General features: G+C 35.0%; 22 protein-coding genes. 17 read left to right on the top strand and 5 right to left on the bottom strand.

Going from position 1 to position 20,798, the window contains the following annotated elements; translation table 11 throughout:
- The first annotated feature begins 22 nt into the window (after positions 1 to 22).
- A complete protein-coding gene (locus tag HM987_RS11290) occupies positions 23 to 871 on the top strand; it encodes an SDR family oxidoreductase (protein ID WP_179008102.1) in 849 nt (282 codons plus the stop codon).
- Positions 872 to 922: 51 nt separating this feature from the next.
- Here HM987_RS11290 and HM987_RS11285 read toward each other — a convergent pair whose 3' ends face one another.
- Together HM987_RS11285 and HM987_RS11280 are read right to left on the bottom strand one after the other, a co-directional pair.
- On the bottom strand, positions 923 to 1,090 hold the full coding sequence (locus tag HM987_RS11285) for a hypothetical protein (protein ID WP_179008100.1): 168 nt from the start codon (positions 1,088 to 1,090) through the stop codon (positions 923 to 925).
- Between the two features lie 76 nt (positions 1,091 to 1,166).
- Entirely contained in the window at positions 1,167 to 1,601 is a 435-nt protein-coding gene (locus HM987_RS11280) for an MgtC/SapB family protein (RefSeq protein WP_179008099.1), read from the bottom strand.
- Between the two features lie 138 nt (positions 1,602 to 1,739).
- Here HM987_RS11280 and HM987_RS11275 point away from each other — a divergent pair, with 138 nt between their 5' ends.
- The 7 genes from HM987_RS11275 to HM987_RS11245 all read left to right on the top strand — a co-directional run bounded on the left by HM987_RS11275 (position 1,740) and on the right by HM987_RS11245 (position 9,498).
- Positions 1,740 to 3,872 carry a catalase gene (locus HM987_RS11275; protein WP_179008097.1) on the top strand — a complete coding sequence of 711 codons (2,133 nt, stop codon included), beginning with the start codon at positions 1,740 to 1,742 and terminating at the stop codon, positions 3,870 to 3,872.
- A gap of 52 nt (positions 3,873 to 3,924) precedes the next feature.
- Entirely contained in the window at positions 3,925 to 4,698 is a 774-nt protein-coding gene (gene ku / locus HM987_RS11270; RefSeq protein ID WP_179008094.1) for a non-homologous end joining protein Ku, read from the top strand.
- 3 nt (positions 4,699 to 4,701) lie between these two features.
- Positions 4,702 to 7,125 (top strand): DNA ligase D, encoded by a 2,424-nt coding sequence (gene ligD, locus HM987_RS11265; protein ID WP_179008092.1) that lies wholly within the window; start codon positions 4,702 to 4,704, stop codon positions 7,123 to 7,125.
- 17 nt (positions 7,126 to 7,142) lie between these two features.
- A complete protein-coding gene (locus tag HM987_RS11260) occupies positions 7,143 to 7,718 on the top strand; it encodes a DUF421 domain-containing protein (protein ID WP_370622870.1) in 576 nt (191 codons plus the stop codon).
- Between the two features lie 491 nt (positions 7,719 to 8,209).
- Complete coding sequence (locus HM987_RS11255) at positions 8,210 to 8,437, top strand: hypothetical protein (protein ID WP_179008091.1); 228 nt, start codon at positions 8,210 to 8,212, stop codon at positions 8,435 to 8,437.
- A 172-nt stretch (positions 8,438 to 8,609) separates the two neighbouring features.
- The gene (locus tag HM987_RS11250) at positions 8,610 to 9,026 is read left to right on the top strand and encodes a hypothetical protein (protein ID WP_179008089.1); all 417 of its coding nucleotides are present in this window, start codon (positions 8,610 to 8,612) and stop codon (positions 9,024 to 9,026) included.
- Positions 9,004 to 9,498 carry a hypothetical protein gene (locus HM987_RS11245; protein ID WP_179008087.1) on the top strand — a complete coding sequence of 165 codons (495 nt, stop codon included), beginning with the start codon at positions 9,004 to 9,006 and terminating at the stop codon, positions 9,496 to 9,498. The genes HM987_RS11250 and HM987_RS11245 overlap by 23 nt, the downstream gene beginning before the upstream one ends.
- Before the next feature lie 41 nt (positions 9,499 to 9,539).
- On the opposite strand, the gene HM987_RS11240 is transcribed toward HM987_RS11245, so the two are convergent.
- Positions 9,540 to 10,598, bottom strand: a complete 1,059-nt coding sequence (locus tag HM987_RS11240; RefSeq protein ID WP_179008085.1) for an endonuclease/exonuclease/phosphatase family protein — start codon at positions 10,596 to 10,598, stop codon at positions 9,540 to 9,542.
- Positions 10,599 to 11,076: 478 nt separating this feature from the next.
- Here HM987_RS11240 and HM987_RS11235 point away from each other — a divergent pair, with 478 nt between their 5' ends.
- Both HM987_RS11235 and HM987_RS11230 read left to right on the top strand, forming a co-directional pair.
- The gene (locus HM987_RS11235) at positions 11,077 to 11,697 is read left to right on the top strand and encodes a hypothetical protein (RefSeq protein ID WP_179008083.1); all 621 of its coding nucleotides are present in this window, start codon (positions 11,077 to 11,079) and stop codon (positions 11,695 to 11,697) included.
- A gap of 4 nt (positions 11,698 to 11,701) precedes the next feature.
- Complete coding sequence (locus HM987_RS11230) at positions 11,702 to 12,211, top strand: PRC-barrel domain-containing protein (RefSeq protein ID WP_179008081.1); 510 nt, start codon at positions 11,702 to 11,704, stop codon at positions 12,209 to 12,211.
- Positions 12,212 to 12,396: 185 nt separating this feature from the next.
- Here HM987_RS11230 and HM987_RS11225 read toward each other — a convergent pair whose 3' ends face one another.
- Complete coding sequence (locus HM987_RS11225; protein ID WP_179008079.1) at positions 12,397 to 14,208, bottom strand: SLC13 family permease; 1,812 nt, start codon at positions 14,206 to 14,208, stop codon at positions 12,397 to 12,399.
- 303 nt (positions 14,209 to 14,511) lie between these two features.
- On the opposite strand from HM987_RS11225, the gene HM987_RS11220 reads away from it, so the two are divergent.
- Positions 14,512 to 15,369: a phospholipase A gene (locus tag HM987_RS11220; protein ID WP_179008077.1), complete on the top strand. Its 858-nt coding sequence runs from the start codon at positions 14,512 to 14,514 to the stop codon at positions 15,367 to 15,369.
- A gap of 11 nt (positions 15,370 to 15,380) precedes the next feature.
- On the opposite strand, the gene HM987_RS11215 is transcribed toward HM987_RS11220, so the two are convergent.
- Positions 15,381 to 16,379: a metal-dependent hydrolase gene (locus HM987_RS11215; RefSeq protein ID WP_179008075.1), complete on the bottom strand. Its 999-nt coding sequence runs from the start codon at positions 16,377 to 16,379 to the stop codon at positions 15,381 to 15,383.
- A 109-nt stretch (positions 16,380 to 16,488) separates the two neighbouring features.
- On the opposite strand from HM987_RS11215, the gene HM987_RS19545 reads away from it, so the two are divergent.
- The 6 genes from HM987_RS19545 (at position 16,489) to cydB (ending at position 20,766) form a co-directional block, all read left to right on the top strand.
- Entirely contained in the window at positions 16,489 to 16,977 is a 489-nt protein-coding gene (locus HM987_RS19545; RefSeq protein ID WP_229724396.1) for a c-type cytochrome, read from the top strand.
- Positions 16,907 to 17,518 carry a Tll0287-like domain-containing protein gene (locus HM987_RS19540; RefSeq protein ID WP_229724394.1) on the top strand — a complete coding sequence of 204 codons (612 nt, stop codon included), beginning with the start codon at positions 16,907 to 16,909 and terminating at the stop codon, positions 17,516 to 17,518. The genes HM987_RS19545 and HM987_RS19540 overlap by 71 nt, the downstream gene beginning before the upstream one ends.
- 13 nt (positions 17,519 to 17,531) lie before the next feature.
- Positions 17,532 to 17,825 (top strand): thioredoxin, encoded by a 294-nt coding sequence (gene trxA / locus HM987_RS11205; RefSeq protein ID WP_179008073.1) that lies wholly within the window; start codon positions 17,532 to 17,534, stop codon positions 17,823 to 17,825.
- A 129-nt stretch (positions 17,826 to 17,954) separates the two neighbouring features.
- Positions 17,955 to 18,125: a hypothetical protein gene (locus HM987_RS11200; protein WP_179008071.1), complete on the top strand. Its 171-nt coding sequence runs from the start codon at positions 17,955 to 17,957 to the stop codon at positions 18,123 to 18,125.
- A 237-nt stretch (positions 18,126 to 18,362) separates the two neighbouring features.
- On the top strand, positions 18,363 to 19,718 hold the full coding sequence (locus HM987_RS11195; protein ID WP_179008069.1) for a cytochrome ubiquinol oxidase subunit I: 1,356 nt from the start codon (positions 18,363 to 18,365) through the stop codon (positions 19,716 to 19,718).
- Between the two features lie 10 nt (positions 19,719 to 19,728).
- The gene (gene cydB, locus HM987_RS11190) at positions 19,729 to 20,766 is read left to right on the top strand and encodes a cytochrome d ubiquinol oxidase subunit II (RefSeq protein ID WP_179008066.1); all 1,038 of its coding nucleotides are present in this window, start codon (positions 19,729 to 19,731) and stop codon (positions 20,764 to 20,766) included.
- The last annotated feature ends 32 nt before the right edge of the window (positions 20,767 to 20,798 follow it).

Genomic DNA, 20,798 nt, shown 5'->3' with positions numbered 1-20,798 from the left:
AATTTAAAAAAAACTGATAAGCATGAGTAAACCAAAAGAATTTCCAAAGCAAAGTCAAGATCAACCTGGAAAACAAAATGAGATGAATCCTAAACCGGAAATCATAAGGGCTGATTATAAAGGAAGCGATAAACTAAAAGGTAAAATTGCACTAATTACGGGTGGTGATAGTGGTATTGGCAGAAGTGTAGCCGTTCATTTTGCGCGTGAAGGTGCAGATGTGGCCATTGTTTATCTGTCTGAGACCGAAGATGCTAAAAAAACGAAAACCCTAGTAGAAAAAGAAGGGCAGTCGTGTCTTCTTATAAAAGCAGATTTAAAAAAGAGGAACGATTGTGAACGCGTCATAAAAGAATGTATGGATACGTATATAAAACTTAACATATTAGTGAATAATGCAGGCGTACAGTTTCCTAAAGATTCTATTGAAGACGTTTCAATGGATGATTTTGACGCCACTTATAAAACCAATATCTATCCGTATTTCCATTTGGCAAAGCTATCATTGGCACACTTAAATTCTGGAGATTGTATTATAAATACAAGCTCGGTTACAGCCTATAGAGGTAGTAGCCACTTAGTGGATTATGCAAGTACAAAAGGTGCGATTACCAGCTTTACCCGTTCACTGGCAAAGCAAATTGCCGATAAGAACTTAAGAGTGAATGGCGTAGCACCAGGACCAATTTGGACACCATTGATTCCAGCTACATTTGATGATGTGAGTGATTTTGGTCAGGACACACCTTTGGGTCGCGCAGGACAACCAAGTGAAGTGGCACCAGCTTATGTCTTTTTAGCATCGAAGGATGCCAGTTATATTACGGGACAATTTATTCATGTTAATGGAGGTGAAATCATTGGTGCATAGCCCAAAAAAAGCCAAATTCAAAAAATATATGAATTTGGCTTTAAAGAAAATTTATTCTTCTTCGGTGTTTCCTTTGTCAATGGCATCAGGTTTCCATCCATCTTCCTGCGAATTATCTAATGGACTGTGTACACTTTTGCTGCCTCTTGCCTTTTTAGTGCTGGAATCTGGAATTTCCCTGTTTCCGTTTTTATTATCATTGGGTTTTGAATTGCTCATGTTTTAAAATCTTTAATTAAACATTCTTCCTAAGAGTCAAGGGGTTTAATGAAACCATCCATTTATAGTTTGACTCTCAATCATTCTTCTTTTTGTATATATATTTATTTAAAAATCCGAAGATCAAATTAATAGATACAATCAGTGCGGTTGCAGTGGCTAATTCTACATACATTTTCAAAGCAGCCAAACAACCCAATCCTGCACTACACCAAATGGAGGCCGCAGTCGCTAAACCACTTACGTGCTCTTTTCTTTTCATAATTACACCAGCACCAAGAAATCCAACGCCCACTATTATTTGACTTATAATTCTGCTATTGTCCACATTATCTATACCTATAAAACTATAAGATATGTTTACAAAAATAGCAGCACCCACGGCCACAAGGGCGTTAGTTTTTAAACCAGCATTTTTACTTTTCATTTGGCGCTCTATACCAATGACGACACCGGCAACCATTGCCGCAAGAAGGGATATTAAAAAATCCATGTGACTGATCTCATTCATGATTTTAAATTACAAAATGTATAGAAATTAACAAAGTAAAAGATGGATTCCGATAGGAATAAATGCGGTTGAGTTAATAAAAGTTTAGCCTTAACTCTACATTTAAATACTGAAAATCAACTCAAAATTTTAAACATAATGGCTAAAAAACAATCGGAATCCAATCAGAAAAAAGCGGATTTAAAACAATTTGAAAAGGATAGTAACGGAAAGGTGATGACTACCAACCAAGGATTGAAAGTCAATGACACCAATAACTCGTTTAAAGCTGGCGAACGTGGCTCAACCCTTTTGGAAGATTTTTTATTACGGGAAAAAATCACACATTTTGATCACGAACGTATTCCGGAGCGTATTGTGCACGCTCGAGGAAGTGGTGCTCATGGCTATTTTGAGCTAAACAAAAGCATAAAAAAATATAGTAAAGCTGGTATTTTTACGGATACGAATCGTAAAACACCAGTTTTTGTTCGTTTTTCTACGGTTGCCGGTTCTAAAGGGTCACCAGATTTGGCTCGGGACGTTAGAGGGTTTGCCGTGAAGTTTTATACGCAAGAAGGCACATGGGATTTAGTAGGCAACAATATGCCTATTTTCTTCATTCAGGATGCTATGAAATTTCCAGATTTAATTCATTCCGTAAAACCAGAGCCAAACAAGGAAATTCCACAAGCGGCATCAGCACATGACACCTTTTATGATTTTATCTCAAGAACTACCGAAACACTTCACAATCAGATATGGGTTATGAGCGATCGTGCTATCCCGAGAAGTTTTAGGATGATGGAAGGATTTGGTATTCATACCTTCAGATTGATTAATGATAAAAACGAAGCACATTTTGTAAAGTTTCATTGGAAACCAGTTTTAGGGGTTCATTCGGTGACTTGGGATGAAGCGGTTAAAATCAATGGTGCCGACCCCGATTTTCACAGACGTGATTTATGGAATGCCATTGAGGCAGGCCAATATCCGGAATGGGAATTGGGCATTCAAGTTGTACCTGAAGAAGATGAACATAAGTTTGAATTTGATTTACTGGATCCCACTAAATTAATACCTGAAGAAATGGTACCCGTTGAAATCATAGGTAAAATGACCCTTAACCGCAATCCTGAAAATTTCTTTGCGGAAACCGAACAAGTTGCATTCTTGCCAGGCCATATTGTACCAGGCATTGATTTTACAAACGACCCGCTTTTACAAGGTCGTCTTTTCTCATATCGTGATACGCAATTATCGCGCTTAGGTAGTCCAAATTTTCATCAAATCCCAATTAATAGACCAGTCGGTGAAGTGCATAACAATCAACGAGATGGTCATATGCAAATGGATATTCCAAAAGGGCAAACGGCGTATTTCCCAAATTCATTGGGTGGTGGTTGTCCGCATTTGGCTAAAATGGCAGAAGGTGCTTTTACCTCTTATGAAGAACGTATTGATGCCAAAAAAATCAGAACCCGTAGTGAAAGCTTTAACGATCATTTTTCTCAACCTGCGCTATTTTATCGAAGTTTAGAGGATTGGGAAAAACAACATGTTGCAGATGCCTACACTTTTGAGTTAGGTAAATGCAATCACAAGCATATTAAAGAACGGATGCTTTGGGTCATATCCCAAATCGATAAAAAGTTAGCCAAAAAAGTTGGCGAAGGTTTAGGACTGGATGTTCCTAAAAACATTGATAAACCCATAAATCAAGCGATTGGTGCCGATGCTAATACGAAAGAGCAACAACCGCCAAAGGCCAAAAACTACTTAGAAAAAGACAAAGCGCTGAGTCAGGCGCATACTAAATTCGATAGTATTGCTACTAGACAGGTCGCAGTACTGGTTGCGGACGGTTTTTCAATGAAGGATTTTAAGAAGATGAAAAATGCGCTTGAAAAAGAAAATGCGATGGTGAAACTAGTGGCACCTCATGGTGGAACTGTTACCTGCGATGAGGATATGAAACATGAAGTAGATGCTGCAATTATGACAACCGAAAGTGTGCTGTATGACGCCATTTATATTCCTGGCGGACAATCTTCTGTCGACAAATTATTAAACGTACCTAAGTTTAAAGTGTTTATTAATGAAACGTTTAAATATTGTAAGGCGATTGCTGTGGATAATGAAGGTGAACATTTAATTGATGAAACCTTTGTTAAGGATTACAAGAACGATGATGCAGTTATTATTAACGGAAAGCCAAAAGAATTTATAGATGCTATTGCCAAACATAGAAATTGGGATCGGATGGAAGTCGCTTCAAAAGTACCAGCATAATCTTATTTGTAGATTACCTATTCGAGTTAAGTATAACCTTAAATAATGTCTTATGAGATCAGTATGGAATGGCTCTATTAGCTTCGGGCTTGTATCAATACCTATAAAAATGTATTCCGCTTCAGAGAACAGAGCTCTAGAATTAGACATGCTTGACAGTCATGATGGCGAACGTATTCGCTACAAACGTATCAACGAGAAAACAGGTAAGGAAGTGGAGTGGAAAGACATTGTAAAAGGGTATAAAAAAGATGATGGCTATGTAATTCTTGAAAAGGAAGATTTTGAGAAAGCCAATGTGAAGAAAAATAAAACCATAGATATTGAAGAGTTTGTAAAAGAGACAGACGTTGCAGATGTACTTTTCAAAAAACCCTATTATTTAGAACCTCAAAAAGAAGGTGGTAAAGCCTATAATCTGCTTCGTGATGCGTTGAAGAAGACCGCAAAATTAGGCGTGGCAACATTTGTGATGCGTCAAAAGGAAAACTTGTGTCTGGTTGGTGTGTATAAGAATGTTATTGTACTTCACGTCATAAGGTTTGATGATGAAATACGAAATCCTAAGGCTATAAAAATTCCAAAGACGAAAAATTCTGAAAAGGAGATCTCAATGGCAGAATCCCTTATTGAAAATTATACTGAAAAATTTGATTTCACGAAATACAAGGATGTCTATAATTCGCAGTTATTAAAAATTATTGAGGCCAAAACCACAGGTAAGGAAATTAAATCTGAGAAGGTGGAGGTGAAACCAACCGCTGCAAAAGATTTAATGGCTAAACTGAAAGCTAGTCTGGAACAAAAGAAAAAGAAAGCTTCTTAAACCATGAGCCTTGAAGCCTATAGAAAAAAACGAACATTTGAAGACACGCCAGAACCGAAAGATGTTTACAATTCTGAAAATAAATACAGGTTTGTGATACAAAGGCATCGTGCAAGTCATCTGCATTACGATTTGCGATTGGAAATGGATGGTGTTTTAAAAAGTTGGGCGGTACCGAAAGGACCTTCTATGAATCCTAAAGATAAAAGGCTTGCTGTTCATACTGAAGATCATCCGGTGTCTTATTTATCTTTTGAAGGTGTCATTCCAAAGGGAAATTATGGTGCTGGCAAAATGACTATTTGGGACCATGGCACTTACGAAAGTTTATATAATAATGAAGACTTAACAACAGATTATGCAGAGGGCAAATTAAAGCTTGTTCTAAAAGGTGATCAATTAAAAGGTATTTTCACATTGGTACGTTCTTCATCGATGAATAGAAAAAATCAATGGTTATTAATTAAACACGACGATGCGTATGCAACCAATTTAAGCTACGATGCAGAAGACTATGTGGTCGCTAATTTTCAGCCTCAGACTAAAAGTCGTACTTCAGAATTAAATTTAAAATCCATCATAAAACCGATGTTGGCTTCGCCAGGAAAGGAGATATTTAATGATAAAAACTGGATTTATGAACTAAAATACGATGGCTATCGCGCTTTGGCTAACATAGATTCCGGATCGGTGGAATTGTATTCCAGAAATGGGATATCACTTAACGCTACGTTCAAACTTATTTATAATGAATTAGAATCTATTGAACATACTGCTATTCTGGATGGTGAAATAGTCATATTAAATAGTGACGGAATTCCACAATTTAATGCACTTCAAAATTATGACCCAACAACTACAAAGGGTCATCTTAATTACTTTGTTTTTGACTTATTATTTCTTAACGGTCATAGTACAACGGATTTACCGCTTTTAGACCGAAAGGAATTACTTAAACACTTAGTGCCAGAGTCCAATCATATTAGCTACTGCGACCATATTGAAGGCATGGGTAAAACGGTCTATGATAGAGCCTTAAAATTAGGAATGGAAGGGGTTATTGCTAAAAAGGCCAATTCTAAATATTATACGAATATTAGAACACCAGATTGGTTGAAATTTAAGAAAATAGAAAGCGTTGAGACTATCATTTGTGGGTATACCGAATCTAAAAATAGTGCGCGCAAATTCGCTTCCCTAATTTTGGGAATGATAGAAAATGAGGCGTTGGTTTACGTAGGTACTTGTGGTTCTGGATTTTCTGCCAAACAAATAAAGCGTTTACATCAGAAGTTTGAGCCTTATCAAACTGAAAAGCCAGTATTTGAAATTGTGAAACACCTCAAAGGCAGAAAAGCGCATTGGCTGATACCGAAACTGATTTGCGAAGTAAAATTTGCCGAATGGACCACAAGCGGTGTGATGAGGCATCCTGTATTTTTACGCATGCGTGATGACAAATCTGTTCCTGTACAAATTTCAAAAGAACACAAGCCTTTACCAAATCAAAAAACACAGGCAAACTCTGAAACATTAGAAATTGACGCTATAAATGTTCCCATTTCCAATATTGAAAAAGTGTATTGGCCAGATGCGCAATTGACCAAATATGATTTATTGGACTATTATATAAAAATGTCCGATTTTATCCTTCCTTACTTGAAAGATAGACCTCAAAGTTTGCATCGTCATCCCAATGGCATAAAAGGTGAGTCTTTCTACCAAAAGGATAATGAGCATTTACCTGATTGGATTGATACGATTGGAATCCATTCAAAATCTTCGGAACGGGATATCAACTATTTGGTATGTCAAAATCAAGCCACATTAACCTATATGAATAACTTGGGTTGTATTGAGTTGCATCCTTGGCATTCCACAATTTATCAATTGGATAAACCAGACTATACCATTATCGATTTAGACCCTTCAGAAAAAAATACGTTTAAGCAAGTTGTTGAAACTGCCCAAGCTGCCAAAGTAGTTTTGGACAGCGCCAATATAAACGGGTATTGTAAAACTTCAGGTGCCTCAGGAATTCATATTTATATTCCTTTAGGCGGAAAATATACCTACAGTGAAGCTCGGGATTTTACAAAATTACTGTGCTACTATATACAAGAGCAACTGCCAGAATTAACCACATTGGAACGCTCTGTCAAGAAAAGAGGCCCTAAAATTTATCTAGATTATTTGCAGAACCGAAAAGGGCAGACTATAGTATCTGCATTTAGCTTAAGACCAAAACCAGATGCAACCGTATCCGCACCGATCGACTGGAAAGATGTAAATACTCGTCTAAGAATTGAAGATTATTCTATGTCAACGGTACCTGAATTGTTCAAAAATAAAGAGGATAGCTTTTTAAATATTTTAGGAGAAGGGGTTGATATGGATAAGGCATTAGAAAATCTTAATCACGTTTAATATAAAAAGAATTCATTATGACATTATTAGCAATAATTTATTCATTCTTAATTTTAAATCAATCTGCAAAAAAAGCAACTAGTGTTTTCGATACGGATATGCAATCCATACTAATGATTATTTTATCTAGTATTGGCATTTACACAGCCATAATCGTTTACACTAGACTATTCGGAAAGCGAAGTTTCTCTAAGATGTCGAGTTTCGATTTCGCGATGACCGTAGCCGTAGGTTCAATTACAGCAACTACCATATTGTCTGAAACTGTGAGTTTTCTTGAAGGGGCAATAGGATTATTGATGGTATATATCCTTCAACTTGTAGCAGCCTATTTTAGAAGGTATAAATGGTTTAGAAAACGAATAGACAATCAGCCTACTTTAGTTATGGATGGACAAATAATTCTTAAAGAAAATTTAAAAGCGGTAAGGTTAACCGAAGGTGATTTGCGCTCAAAAATTCGTGAAGCGAATGTTACCAAGCTCTCGGAAATAAAAGCAGTAATTTTTGAAACCACTGGAAACTTAGTGGTACTGCACAAAAGGGATAATGATGGTATTGATGATTGGCTATTAAAGGATGTACAACGTTAACTCGGGAATTGAGTCTGCTAAATGAAATGATTTTTTAATCCAATGAACTTGCCCTAACTAAATTGAGTCTCACTATTATAACCACGTCACCATAGATAGCCGCTTTTTCAGAGGATTTTCTAATTCTGATGTAGCTTCACAATTATTTCCTTCACCCTTTAATATGCGGTTATGAAGCGCTGTAAAGCGAGTTCGTCCTCTGCTATCAATAATTTGATACTGTAAATTTTAGGCAATAAAAATAGGGAGGATTCCCCATACAATCCAGAACTTTAGTCCATCCATCTTTTTATAAAGATGAAAAAGTTGATATGCTGGGACAAATAGAAGTTCGCTTTATATTTCATTTATCCTTTTTTCAATATTATTAAATGTCCTTAAAAATTAAGATAGAACTTTACCATATTATTTGCATCAAAATCAAATCCTAAAGCGTCAAATGTTCACTGGGTTAACTATTATCTTAACCCATAATCTTTATAACAAATATTATGAGCAAAGAAAAGAAACATGCTAATTTTCAGCAGCAGTACGATAAATCTTCAAATTTTGATAAGGTAACCAAGGAAGAAGAATTGAAACCTGATGGCAAGGGCAATTTGGTTAAGAAAAAGGATCTCAATGATTTAAAGGATTCAGACAAGAAGAAAATTCATGATGCTATGGATCGTATGCAGCGCAACATCGAGATGATTCCTGGTGAGGATGAGGAGGAATAGATGGCCATGGTGTTTGTCTACACTTAATGTTATCTACGGGTGGTATACTAAAGAATTGGTTTGTCAATAGCCTATTAGAGACTCGCAATTTTTCATATAAATTCTAAGTATAAAAACAATTTTTATTGTTTTCTAATGAAGAAAGAATTAGAGAACTCCTTAACGCTAATACATGAACCAAAATTCTGAACACTACTATCTAATTTTTGAAGACTGGAGCATGGATCCCAATCAATGGTCTATTTTGATTGATAGTATTGCGGTGATGTTGGCAATTGTAGGCGTACTCATTGGGTTTTTTATGTACAGAAAACAGCGTAAGGACAAATCAAAAGACGCCTTTGGTTTTTTTCAATCATCTTTACCAGAATTGATAGAATCCATAGAGGAAGCCATAGTTGATCTTAAAGAGTTCAATACATCCCTTGATCTGGATCGGTTTTATAACCCCATACTCTCAGCGTCGCTAAATGACAAGTTCTTGACCAAAATCAATCTCGTACACTTAAATAGATATTACCATAATTCGAAAAAAGAAAAGCTATCGAACTTTAAACAATTGCTGATTGATTCTAATTTTTTTTGGTAATTACCATGCTTATATCTCTAAGGAGATCAACTATTTTAGAACACATTATAAAGAAAAGAAACGTATATATTCCAAATGGCGCCTTTTTCGATCAAGAGCATTTTTCTCGTCACTTTCAGAGGAAAGCGAGATTTTGGCATACAAGGAAATTTACACAAATTGGGTAACTCATTTGAATAAAAATTTATCTGACGATATCTTTCATGCAGGCTCAGAGCAATTACAGATTGATAATCGGGATGCGTATGTGAAACATCAAATTAGGCTATTGGCAGAAGCTATTTTGCCATACATACAAGAGAGCCAAAGTGTCAATAAAGTGATTTATCGATCCCGTAAAATTATTGCTGCCTATAACGAAATGACAGCAATGAAATCCAAAATCAGGGATATTTTAGAAAAAGACATCAAACGTTTTGAACACGTGCTTTCCAATATGCAACAGTTACTAGAACATAAAGTGGAGAATTGAGGCATATTCATTAATAAGACGTTACTGCATACATTTTGGCATCAGTTGTCATTTTCAGAAGCCTTTTCCTTTCCTTCTTCAATCTTTTCATTTACATCCTCTTTTTCTTCACCATTTAACTTTCCGTTGGTTTTGGATTGTTCTTCTTTTTTGTGGTATATTTCATAATATACGCCAAAGTGGTCGCTTCCAAAAGGCTTGGTTCTATACATTTTACCTACGTAGAGATCTTTGGTTATAAAGAGATGATCCAATGGAAAGCGCATCAATCTATAACTGGCATGAAATGTAGGGTACATTCCTCTTCCCACACGTGGATCTATCATTTTAGTCATTTTTTTGAATAGACGGGTAGTTCTGCTCCAGACCACATCGTTCATATCGCCACAAACGACACAGGGTTTGTCCAAATCTCGAATGTATTTACCTGTAAGCATAAGTTCGGCATCTTGTTCTTTAGACGTGTCATTCTCGGTAGGACTTGGTGGTGCTGGATGCAGACAGCCAAAGAAAACATCGACCTCATTATTTATGGCATAATCAAAATAGATGGAAGGGACATCATCTTCTACCTGAAATTGCGTGGATACATTTTTAAGTCTATTTTTTGAATACAGGTGCATTCCGTAAAGGTTTTCCATCGGCACTTTTACCGTATACGGATAAGTTTCTTCAATAGCTGTTAAAGCATTTTCCCAATCTTTGTTACTTTCCATCGTGAGTACGAGATCGGGATTATTTTTGTTTATAATAGCTATCAATTTATCGTATTGGGAATTAGTTTGTAGAACATTTGCAGCTAAAATTGAAACCATGCCATCACTCTCGCTCGAGTGGTCTAATCGTTTTGCTAGTTTTGTATAAGGTATTACCTTTTTTAATTGATATACGATGGCCATAAGAAGTCCTGCAATTAAAACATACTGAAACCAATGGTATTGCTCTTCAAATATAAAAAAGAGGATCAATAGGATTATTTCAATTGCTATAGATTGTAATCTCACAAAATCCGCAGTTCTGAAAAACCAATGTTTAAATCCAGTAGCTGGTAAAAATGGTGTGATAATAAATATGATACTTAATATATAAATGACAATCATAAGTCTAAAAATAACTATTTACGCTGAAACATTTTCATTTTTTTAAATGAAATCTTAACTCATAATAAATTGAAACCCATCTTTTTGTGATTATTTCTGTGTAACTCGATCAGAAGTCGAAATTAAAGCATAATTATAAAGATTATTCCTTTAAAAAAACGTGATAATTCTAATGCATAAATCTTAAGTCCATTACAGCATGTTCATATAGGATGGTATAATTACCTTTATGAAACACCACTAACTAATCTTGTTTTTGTGCAATGTTTGGTGAAGGAGCAGACCGATTTTTAAAGAGAAAGTACACTTTTACCCGAAGCATTTCAAAAATTAAAAAAAACAGAATAAATACTTATAGAGTGATCTATTAAAAATAGTGTTAGTTGGTTGTTAATGGTTCTGAACCATTTTTGGTTTCGGAGCCATTTTCATAAAACACGAAAAGAAAATTAATTATAATAACTTAAAATCAAATATTATGGCAGAAATTAAAATTGAAAAAAAACCACCAATATGGCCGTGGATTTTATTGGGTCTAATCATTCTCGTATTACTATATTTCTTATTGTTTCGAACTGATGACGATGTAGCGGATACAATGGATGATGATATAGAAATGACAACTCCCGTAGAGAGTGAAACAGTTGATGATGAAGCTATGATGCTTTCTGAGACAGCAGATTCTAAAATTAGGGCTTATCAAACCTATATTGATGATGAATCAAATATGGGCCTTGAGCACAAATATTCGCATAGTGCACTCACAAAACTAATTGATGCTACCCAAGCTGTGGCAAATACGCTCAATGTAGATATTAACGCCGATTTGGGAGAAGCAAGATCCAAAGCAGATCATATTACAAAAGACACTTATGATGTGGATCATGCCGATAAAATAAAAGCGGCTGGGAATAGCATTGTTAAAGCTTTAAAAACTATCCAATCCCAAAAATTTCCAGATTTGAATGACAGCATTAATGAATTACAAGAGGCTTTAAATGCGCTTGCACCAGGTACTAAAACCTTGGAGCAAAAAACAGCCATGAAAAATTTCTACGAACAGGCAGAGGAATTATTAATCAATATGAAAAAAAATTAAGATCATGAACACAGATAAAGAAAAAAGTTTATACTATCTCGAAGAGTTATCCGATTATAAAGTAGCCAATAGCAATAAAGATGTTAGGGGCTGGGAAGTGAAGGATAAGGATGGAAGGGTAGTTGGTAAAGTAGATAACTTACTCGTTAATAAAAATACAGAACGTGTGGTGTATCTTGATATAGAAGTGGATACCTCTATCATTGAAAAAAATCACAAACCGTTCAGTAAGAGAGCAAAAGATGGCGTTCACGAGTTCTTGAATGAAGACGGCGAGAACCATATCATTCTTCCGATAGGTTTAGCTCATCTCAATCTTGAGAGCGAACTTGTTTTTACAAAAAGTATCGATTATAAAACTTTTGCTGAAACCAAACGTAAGAAAAAAGGAACTCCTGTTTATAGGGATTATGAAATAGTCATTTTGGATTCCTACAATCGTGATGGTCACATGGAGGACTATCCAGAGGATGACTCCTTGTACGATCGTGATGAGTATAGAGCAAACCATTAAAACCAATAAAAATATCATGACAATAGAATCCGAATTTTACAATTCGGATTTTTGTTTTAAAAATAGAAACAGTTTTTTAAACGATTTTATATCCCTTTTTTAAAATTAAATTAAAAGTATAGCTTCACACCAACCATTTAATATCCAAAAGTTTTGTAGCTATTCATGGGTTTTAGAATTCCAAATCATAATTGCATTGATAAAAGTAGTGTTCCCACAATCCAAAGTGTTAAAGATAAAATACCACCAATAATTAAAAAATGTTTGAATTTATAAGCACCTGTGCCATAAATAAGCGTATTGGTTTGGTAACCCACAGGTGTGAAAAAACTAAAATTAGCACCGAACATAACGGCTAATAGAAAGGTTTTTATATCTAAGTTTAAACCACTAGCGACCGCAATAGCGATTGGTGCCATAATTATTGCCGTGGCATTATTGGATATGATTCCAGATAAAATTAAGGTAATCCCAAAAAGCAATCCTAATACGATGAGTGGTGGTTGTCCGTCCATTAGAACCAATAAATTGCTTGATATCCAAGTATCGGCTCCGCTGTTGGTCATCGCAATTCCCAATGGAATCATCCCAGCCAATAAAAAGATAATTTGCCAGTTGACTTTTTGATAAACCCCTTCTAGTTGAATGATATTGGTTAATAGCATAGCACCAACCCCTACTAATGAAGCCGACAATATACTTAACACACTTGTTGCTGCCAACGCAATCACTGCCAACAAAATGAGTAGTGCCAACATGCGTTTGGAATTTGGAACATTGGGTTTAAATTCATGTTCGTTCAGTATGGCTATATTCTCAATTTCGTATAATTCTGAAATTTTATGCTCTTGCATTTCAAGTAAAACGCGATCCCCTGGTTTAAGGTTGATATCTTTTATGTTTTTTCGTAGTAAACGCTCTCGTGTATTCCTTAGGTTTTTGCGTTTTTTTATCGCAATGGGAAATGCACCTTGAAATGAAATACGACGTAAAGCCTTCAACGTTTTGCCAATAAGATTAGAGCCTGGAAGGATAAGGACTTCAATGTAGCTCATGTCACTTTTTGGTTCCTCAGTACCATCGCCATAATTCTCTTTTTGTTGGTTTTGTCTTTTTTCGTTGAGTATAAAACCATTTTTTGTAATCAATAATTGCAGATTATCCATATTGCTCATCACCACTAAATTGTCCTTATCCATCAGTTTGATATACTTTCCGGGATCATTGATGACCTGCTTGTCCCTTATTAATTTCAAAACTTTGGTTTCATTATCATCTAAAAATTTAAGTGACCCAAAGGTTTTACCGATTAGAGGGGATTCAGAAGTGACTTTAATAGTGAACACATAAGATTCAATATCATAATCCTTTCTTAAGTCACTTTGCTTGCTTCTAGGTAAAAACCGTGAAGCGATGCTCATGATTATAAGTCCTATTACAAAGAATGTAATGCCAAAGATGGAAAACTCAAAAAAGCTAAACGCTTCCACACCATTTTTTTTAGCAATAGCGTTCACAATAAGATTTGTACTTGTTCCCATTAAAGTACAACTACCACCTAAAATACCTGCAAAAGAAATAGGCATTAATAATCGGGAAGAAGAGAAGCCGTATTTTTCTGACAATTGCGTTACAATTTTTATAAAAATAATCACGACTGCAGTGGTGCTGATAAATGCTGAAATGCTCGCAGATATAATCATAAAGGCAGGTGTAAGCAGAATGAGCGGCAGAATCTTTAATTTTTTTATGCCATCCGAAAGTAATTGAATCACCCCATTCTCTTCGAGTCCAACGGCGAGTATCATTAATGCCAAAATGGTTATTGTGGCAGAATTGGCAAAACCACTAATAGCCTCTTCCGGTGTTGTTAATTGTAATAAAACCAAAGCCACTATGATGAAAAACGCAATTTTATCTACAGGAAATAACTCCGTGATAAAGAGCAGTATGCTAATTCCGATGATAATGAAAACCAGTATAATAGGTAATTCCATAATAGCGACGCCTTTATTTATAAATCAACCTTAAAATAATCATCTTTTGATTAATTAGTCCTGTTTTTGATTTAAAATTTATTTCTAAAGATAAATGGCTGTTGAATAATATGCGTAGTATTATTTGTATTAGTTTTAACTCATTTGCGTTGGGATTCAATAAAATTGATAGGGTATATAATTTTAAATTCAATTTATAAAGATAAATTCACTAGTGTTTGCGTTAAGCTTTTCGTTTTCAAGGCTTTATTTTTGCAATTGATAATTACAACTTATATAAGCACATAAATCAAAACGTGAAACATGAAACGAATTTTTGTTAATCAATGGCTCAGTAAATGGTTTGGCTTTATAATTACCATGTTTATAACCCTGAATAGTTATTCCCAAGCCTACACCAAAAAAGAATTAAATGATTCTATAGCTAAGCAACCTTATTTTTCAATTCATAAGGATAATTATTTTCTTACAGGAGTTCCCACCAATAAGGCCATAAATAAAAGCACTGCTGATGCTAAATATCAAATCAGTTTTAAACAGATATTGACCCGTAGTAAATTACCTTGGGATACGTATTTGTTTTTGACCTATACGCAAAAATCGTTTTGGAATATCTATAAAGAATCCTTTCCGTTTAGTGATATAAATTTTAACCCTTCCATTGCTATAGGAAAAGCTTTTTACGATAAAGACAAGAAATTAAAAGGTATTGGAACATTATCTTTTGAGCACGAATCCAATGGCAGAGATAGTATTGCTTCCCGAAGCTGGAACAGGTTAAGCCTAGAATATTCAACAAAAGTCGCTAAGAATACGATTGGAAGGTTTAAGGTTTGGGTTCCTTTTGCATACAAAGAAGGCAATCCGGATTTACTGGAATATACAGGGTTGGGACAGGTTAATTTGTCCCATATTATAAAAAAGGACAAATTGTTTTTCGATTTACGATTCAGAAAAGGCTTAAACTTAGACCCAAAAGGTTCTGTCCGAACTCGCGTTTACTTCAATCCATTTGACAATAATATTTCAAACCAATACATTATGTTAGAATGGTTTGTGGGACAAGCCGAAGGCTTATTGAATTATCAACAATCACAGAGCATGATACGAATTGGCTATGTCATAAGAACCAATGAATTTAAATGGTTGAGAGGTAAGTAAGTTAAGGTTGGTTAGTTTCCTTTTATGCGTTTCCACAGGCTTGACATCAGTTTCTTTGCGTCTCGTGTGTTTTTTTCTTTTTCGGTAAACGTGACATGGCCTGAGTCATCAACTTCAATTAAATATTTAAAAACAAAGTCTTGGGAATTGGGTTCTAAATTCAACAAACCAAAGCGCAAATCATTATAATACAACTTATTACCTGTTTTGGTTATGGTAAACCATCCTTCTGAAATTGTAATCATACGTTTTAAGTTCTCATTATTAATGAGGCTTCCCAATAACTCATGATTTTTGGGATACGTTTCAAAGCGAATTTCTTTACTATCAAAGAACGAATAGGTGCCTAATAAATAGGCGCTTTTAGTTTCCACGTTCGCATTCCATAAAATAGTGTTGAGCGGCGAAGGTCTGGTATCCAATGCGTTGTATGTTATGTTTTGATTGAGTAATGCATCTTCAAATTGTGTTGATGCAACATTTTTTAATATAAAGGTAAGTCCTAAATATAGCGTACTGATTGTTAATCCTAAAGTATTATAGAGTCGTCGTCTTTTCGAAGTTCGGTTTTGAAACAGTGCTAAAATCAAGAATACTAAAAATGGTAAGGTATATAGAGGGTCAACAACAAAAATAGTCTTAAAGGCTAATCTTAAATCCAAAGGCCAAAATAACTGCGTTCCCCATGTGGTATATGAATCTAAAATAGGATGCGTAAAAAAAGCCCAGAAAAATAGCCAGGACCAACCCTTAAAATCTTTATATGTCTCGTAGCGCGAAACAAGCCAAGCAAAAACAGGAGCAAAAAGCATAGAAAACACAATGGAATGCGTGAAGCCACGATGAATCGCCAAAGCCGAAACTGTATCTGTAAAATACGATGCCAAGACATCCAAATCTGGAATGGTGCCAGCAATAGCACCATACAACATCGCTTTATTGCCCACTTTTTTACCTAAGACAGCTTCGCCTACTGCAGCACCTAAAACGATTTGTGTGAGTGAATCCATATTTGGTTGTAAAAATACATTTTTTCCTTGATGTTCACCATTGTGAATTGTAACATAAGTTACGTAACAAAAACCTGAACTGTTGTATTTTTATTCAAATATATTTGAGATGAAAAAAAGTATAGGATTGCTCGTTTTAGTGATGGTTTTAATGAGTTGCAATTCCGGTAAAAAGAACAATGATATTTATAGTTCTGTTGGTGAATCTTCTAAAAAATCTAACCATCCTGGTAAAAAGTTAATGGAAACCAATTGTTACATCTGTCATAGCCCAACGGCAAATCATGATGATAGAATTGGACCACCAATGATTGCCATTAAAAAGCATTATATAAATGATAATACTACAAAAGAAGAATTTGTAGCATCTATACAAGCATGGATTAAAAACCCAAATGAAGAAGACGCTAGAATGTTTGGAGCCGTAAAACGATTTGGTGTCATGCCAAAACAAGCTTTTCCAGAAGAATCCATTATTCAAATTGCAGAGTATATGTACGATTTCGAAATTGAACAACCGGAATGGTTTGAAGCACATTTTAATAAAAAGAGCGGCAACCAAAATGGTCAAGGAATGGGGAAAAGGAAAGGGAAATAGAATGGGTAATGGAAAAAGAAAGCAAAACCAACAAGCTCAAACTAATTTTCAAGATTTGCCTTATGGAGAACGTGGTCTAAAATATGCGCTAACTACAAAGGCTGTTTTAGGCAAAAACTTAATGCGAACGATTCAAAAAAAGGGAACTTTAGAAGCCTTGGCATTTTGTAATGAGCGTGCTTATTCGTTAACCGATAGTATGGCTGTTGTGCATAATTCTACTATCAAGCGTGTATCAGATAAGCCAAGAAATCCTAATAATAAAGCTAATGTAGAGGAATTAGAGTATATAAAAACCTTTAAAAAAGTGGTGGCCAATAGTGAAGAAGCAAGTCCTATTGTAAAGGAAATGGACAACAACGTAAGGGTATATTATCCCATTACGACAAATCCTATGTGTCTTCAATGCCACGGAAAGCCAAATGAAACTTTGGAAAATTCTACATTAGCAAAAATAAAGAGGTTATATCCCATGGATAAAGCCATTGGTTATGATGTTAATGAAGTAAGAGGTATTTGGACTATCACTTTTAATAAATAAAAATGAGAAAACTATGAGCAAATTTTCAGAATTAATAAATCAAGATCAACCCGTTTTAGTGGATTTTTATGCAGACTGGTGTGGGCCGTGCAAAATGTTAGCTCCAATTTTAAAACAAGTTAAAGATGAATTGGGAGCAGAAGTTGCCATTCTAAAAATAGATGTGGATAAAAACCAAGCCTTGGCATCAAAATATCAAGTAAGAGGTGTGCCAACCATGCTACTCTTTAAAAATGGAAAGCAAGTATGGCGACAATCTGGAGTGCTTCAAAAAGAGGAGATTATTAAGGTTATAAATACAGCTTAATCAAATAGGATAAGCTTACATGTATTGCGATAAATTAATTCAGATTTTCGTGTATTTACTGATAAATGTCATCTTTCTTAAAATTTATAGTGCTTAATTTTATAATCTCAAAACTAAATCAACACTAACATGTTTAATTCATTAATAGCATTATATAGTTGGACCAATGGTGTGGTCATGATTGCAATTTTCGCAGTGGTCTGCATAACACTAGTCGGGATTCTTATAAATTTTATGTCGAAAGGTAAAAGTAAAGATGAGTCTAACCAGCTTAATGAAGATCGTAATTCAGAATATTAATTAAAACTAATTAAATATTTGAAAAGAGGGTAGTCAATAATTAACTACCCTCTTTTTTTGTCCAATGGTTTTAGAAGTTCTATTGGAATCCGATTGTCGATGAAGATGAGTTGGTTTCGTGTTAATGTTATATTTCCATCTAGGTCATTTTAAGGATTTAAAATCAATAAAAGTAACTTACGTTACATGAAAGCTTTGCCGTATTAATTATCTTTACACAACCAAGACTAATTAATAATGGATACAGAAATTTTAGCCAGAATTCAATTTGCCTTTACTATCGCCTTTCATTATATCTATCCACCATTAAGTATCGGTATTGGCTTAATTATGGTGATTATGGAGGGCATGTATTTAAAAACAGGACAAAAACAATATGAAATTCTTACGCGTTTTTGGTTGAAAATCTTTGCCATTACCTTTGGAATTGGCGTTGCAACTGGTATTATTATGGAATTTGAATTTGGTACCAATTGGGCTGTGTATTCAAGATACGTTGGTGATATTTTTGGAAGTGCTTTGGCAGCAGAAGGCTTATTTGCTTTCGGTTTAGAAAGTGCTTTCTTAGGTATTTTATTATTTGGGTGGAATCGTGTATCGCCTAAAGTACATTTTATATCAACCATTGGGGTTTTTCTAGGCTCTATGTTTTCTGCAGTTTGGATTGTAGTGGCGAACAGTTGGCAGCAAACACCGGCTGGCTATCATATAGTGGGTGAGGGGTTTGATGCTAGGGCAGAGGTGACTGACTTTTGGGCCATGGTATTTAATCCATCTAGTGTAGATCGAATTATACATGTTTGGCAAGGTGCTTTTTTAGCTGGTGCATTTTTAGTATTAAGCGTTCACGCTTATTATTTGCTAAAAGGACGTTATGTAGAAATTTCTAAAAAAGCGTTTAAAATTGCTTTAGCAATTGCAACTATTTTCTCTTTATCGCAATTGATTTCTGGGCATAGCTCTGCAGATGGCGTTTCGGAGAATCAGCCGGCTAAACTGGCAGCGATGGAAGGTCATTATGAGGCATCTGCTCCTGCCGATTTATATTTATTGGGATGGGTCAATGATGAAACCCAAGAGGTAACTGGTATTAAATTACCAGGTGGATTATCATTTTTAGTTCATCAAGATTTTGAAGCCCCAATTACAGGTTTAAATGCATTTCCAAAAGAAGACCGACCAGGACAGGTCAATGCCGTTTTCCAGTTCTATCATATTATGATCTCCATAGGTATGTTCTTAATAGCTCTAACTTTGTATGCTAGTTTTTTATGGTGGCGTGGAAAAATTTTCGATAAGAAATGGTTGCTTAAGATCTTTGCATTTTCTGTGCTATTACCACAAATAGCTAATCAAGTCGGCTGGTTTTCTGCGGAAATGGGAAGGCAACCATGGATTGTGTATGGACATTTAAGAACCAATGAAGGGTTTTCGCAAGAAGTATCGTCAAATCAAATTCTGTTTTCATTAATTCTATTTTTGGTCGTCTATGCCATCTTATTCTTATTGTTTATCTACTCGGTAAACAAAAAAATAAAACACGGCCCTTATGATGAAGCTAAAAATCCTGATGAATTTTTAAAATACGTTTAATCAAAAAAATATGGAAACATTTTTAGGTATCGATTATCCAACACTTTGGTATTTAGTTGTGGGTTTGTTATTCTCGGGTTACGCTATCTTGGAAGGATTTGATTATGGAGCAGGTGCATGGCATTTATTTCTAAGAAAAGATTTGAGTCGTCGTATTTCCATCAATGCCATCGGTCCGCTATGGGATGCAAACCAAGTATGGTTGATTATTGGCGCTGGTGCATTGTTTGCAGGTTTTCCAGTTATGTACGCCACGATGCTATCTGCAATGTATATTCCATTTATGTTGTTCTTAATGCTTTTAGTGTTACGATCTGCCGCCATCAAATTCAGAAGCGCCGAAGAGATGAAATGGTGGAGAAAGACTTGGGATATTATTTACTTTTTGTCCAATTCATTGATTTCATTTTTATTAGGTGTGGTTTTAGGGAATATATTACAAGGTGTTGAGATAGGCGAAAACCTAAGCTATCAAGGTGGTATTTTCTTTTCTTTTTTAAATCCTTATGCCATTATGGTTGGGTTTACCACTATATCTATTTTTATGACACAGGGCGCAATTTTTTTATTGCTAAAGACTGAAGGTCGCTTATTTGAAAGATTGACGTTTTTGCTAAAAAAGGGGATGATTTTTTTCATCATAAGCTTTGCGGTCACCTCTTTTTATACCTTAATGTTTTTACCTGGTGTAACAGATAAATTTAAAGAATATCCTATATTCTTTATCCTGCCTGTATTGGCTTTTCTTGCTGTAGCTAATGTTCCTAGGTTGGTGTCCAAAAAGAAATATGCCTATGCTTTGTTGTTCTCATCACTAACCATGGCTTTTTTGTTAATGTTAGTTGCTTTTCAATTGTATCCAGTGCTACTGCCATCGACCATTGATCCAAAATATAGTGTCACGATTTACAACGCAGCTTCGTCTCAAAAATCATTAGGCATTATGTTAACAATAGTACTAATTGGCGCTCCTCTTTTAGCAGGCTATTTCTTGTTTTTATATAAAACCTTTCATGGTAAAGTAAAGTTGGACGATACCAGTTATTAATGGTTAGGAAATAAGCTAAAAATTCTGCTAGC

The organism is Winogradskyella forsetii (assembly GCF_013394595.1).
In the GTDB taxonomy this organism is placed as follows: Bacteria; Bacteroidota; Bacteroidia; order Flavobacteriales; family Flavobacteriaceae; genus Winogradskyella; species Winogradskyella forsetii.
This window is presented reverse-complemented; position numbering and strand designations above follow the sequence as displayed.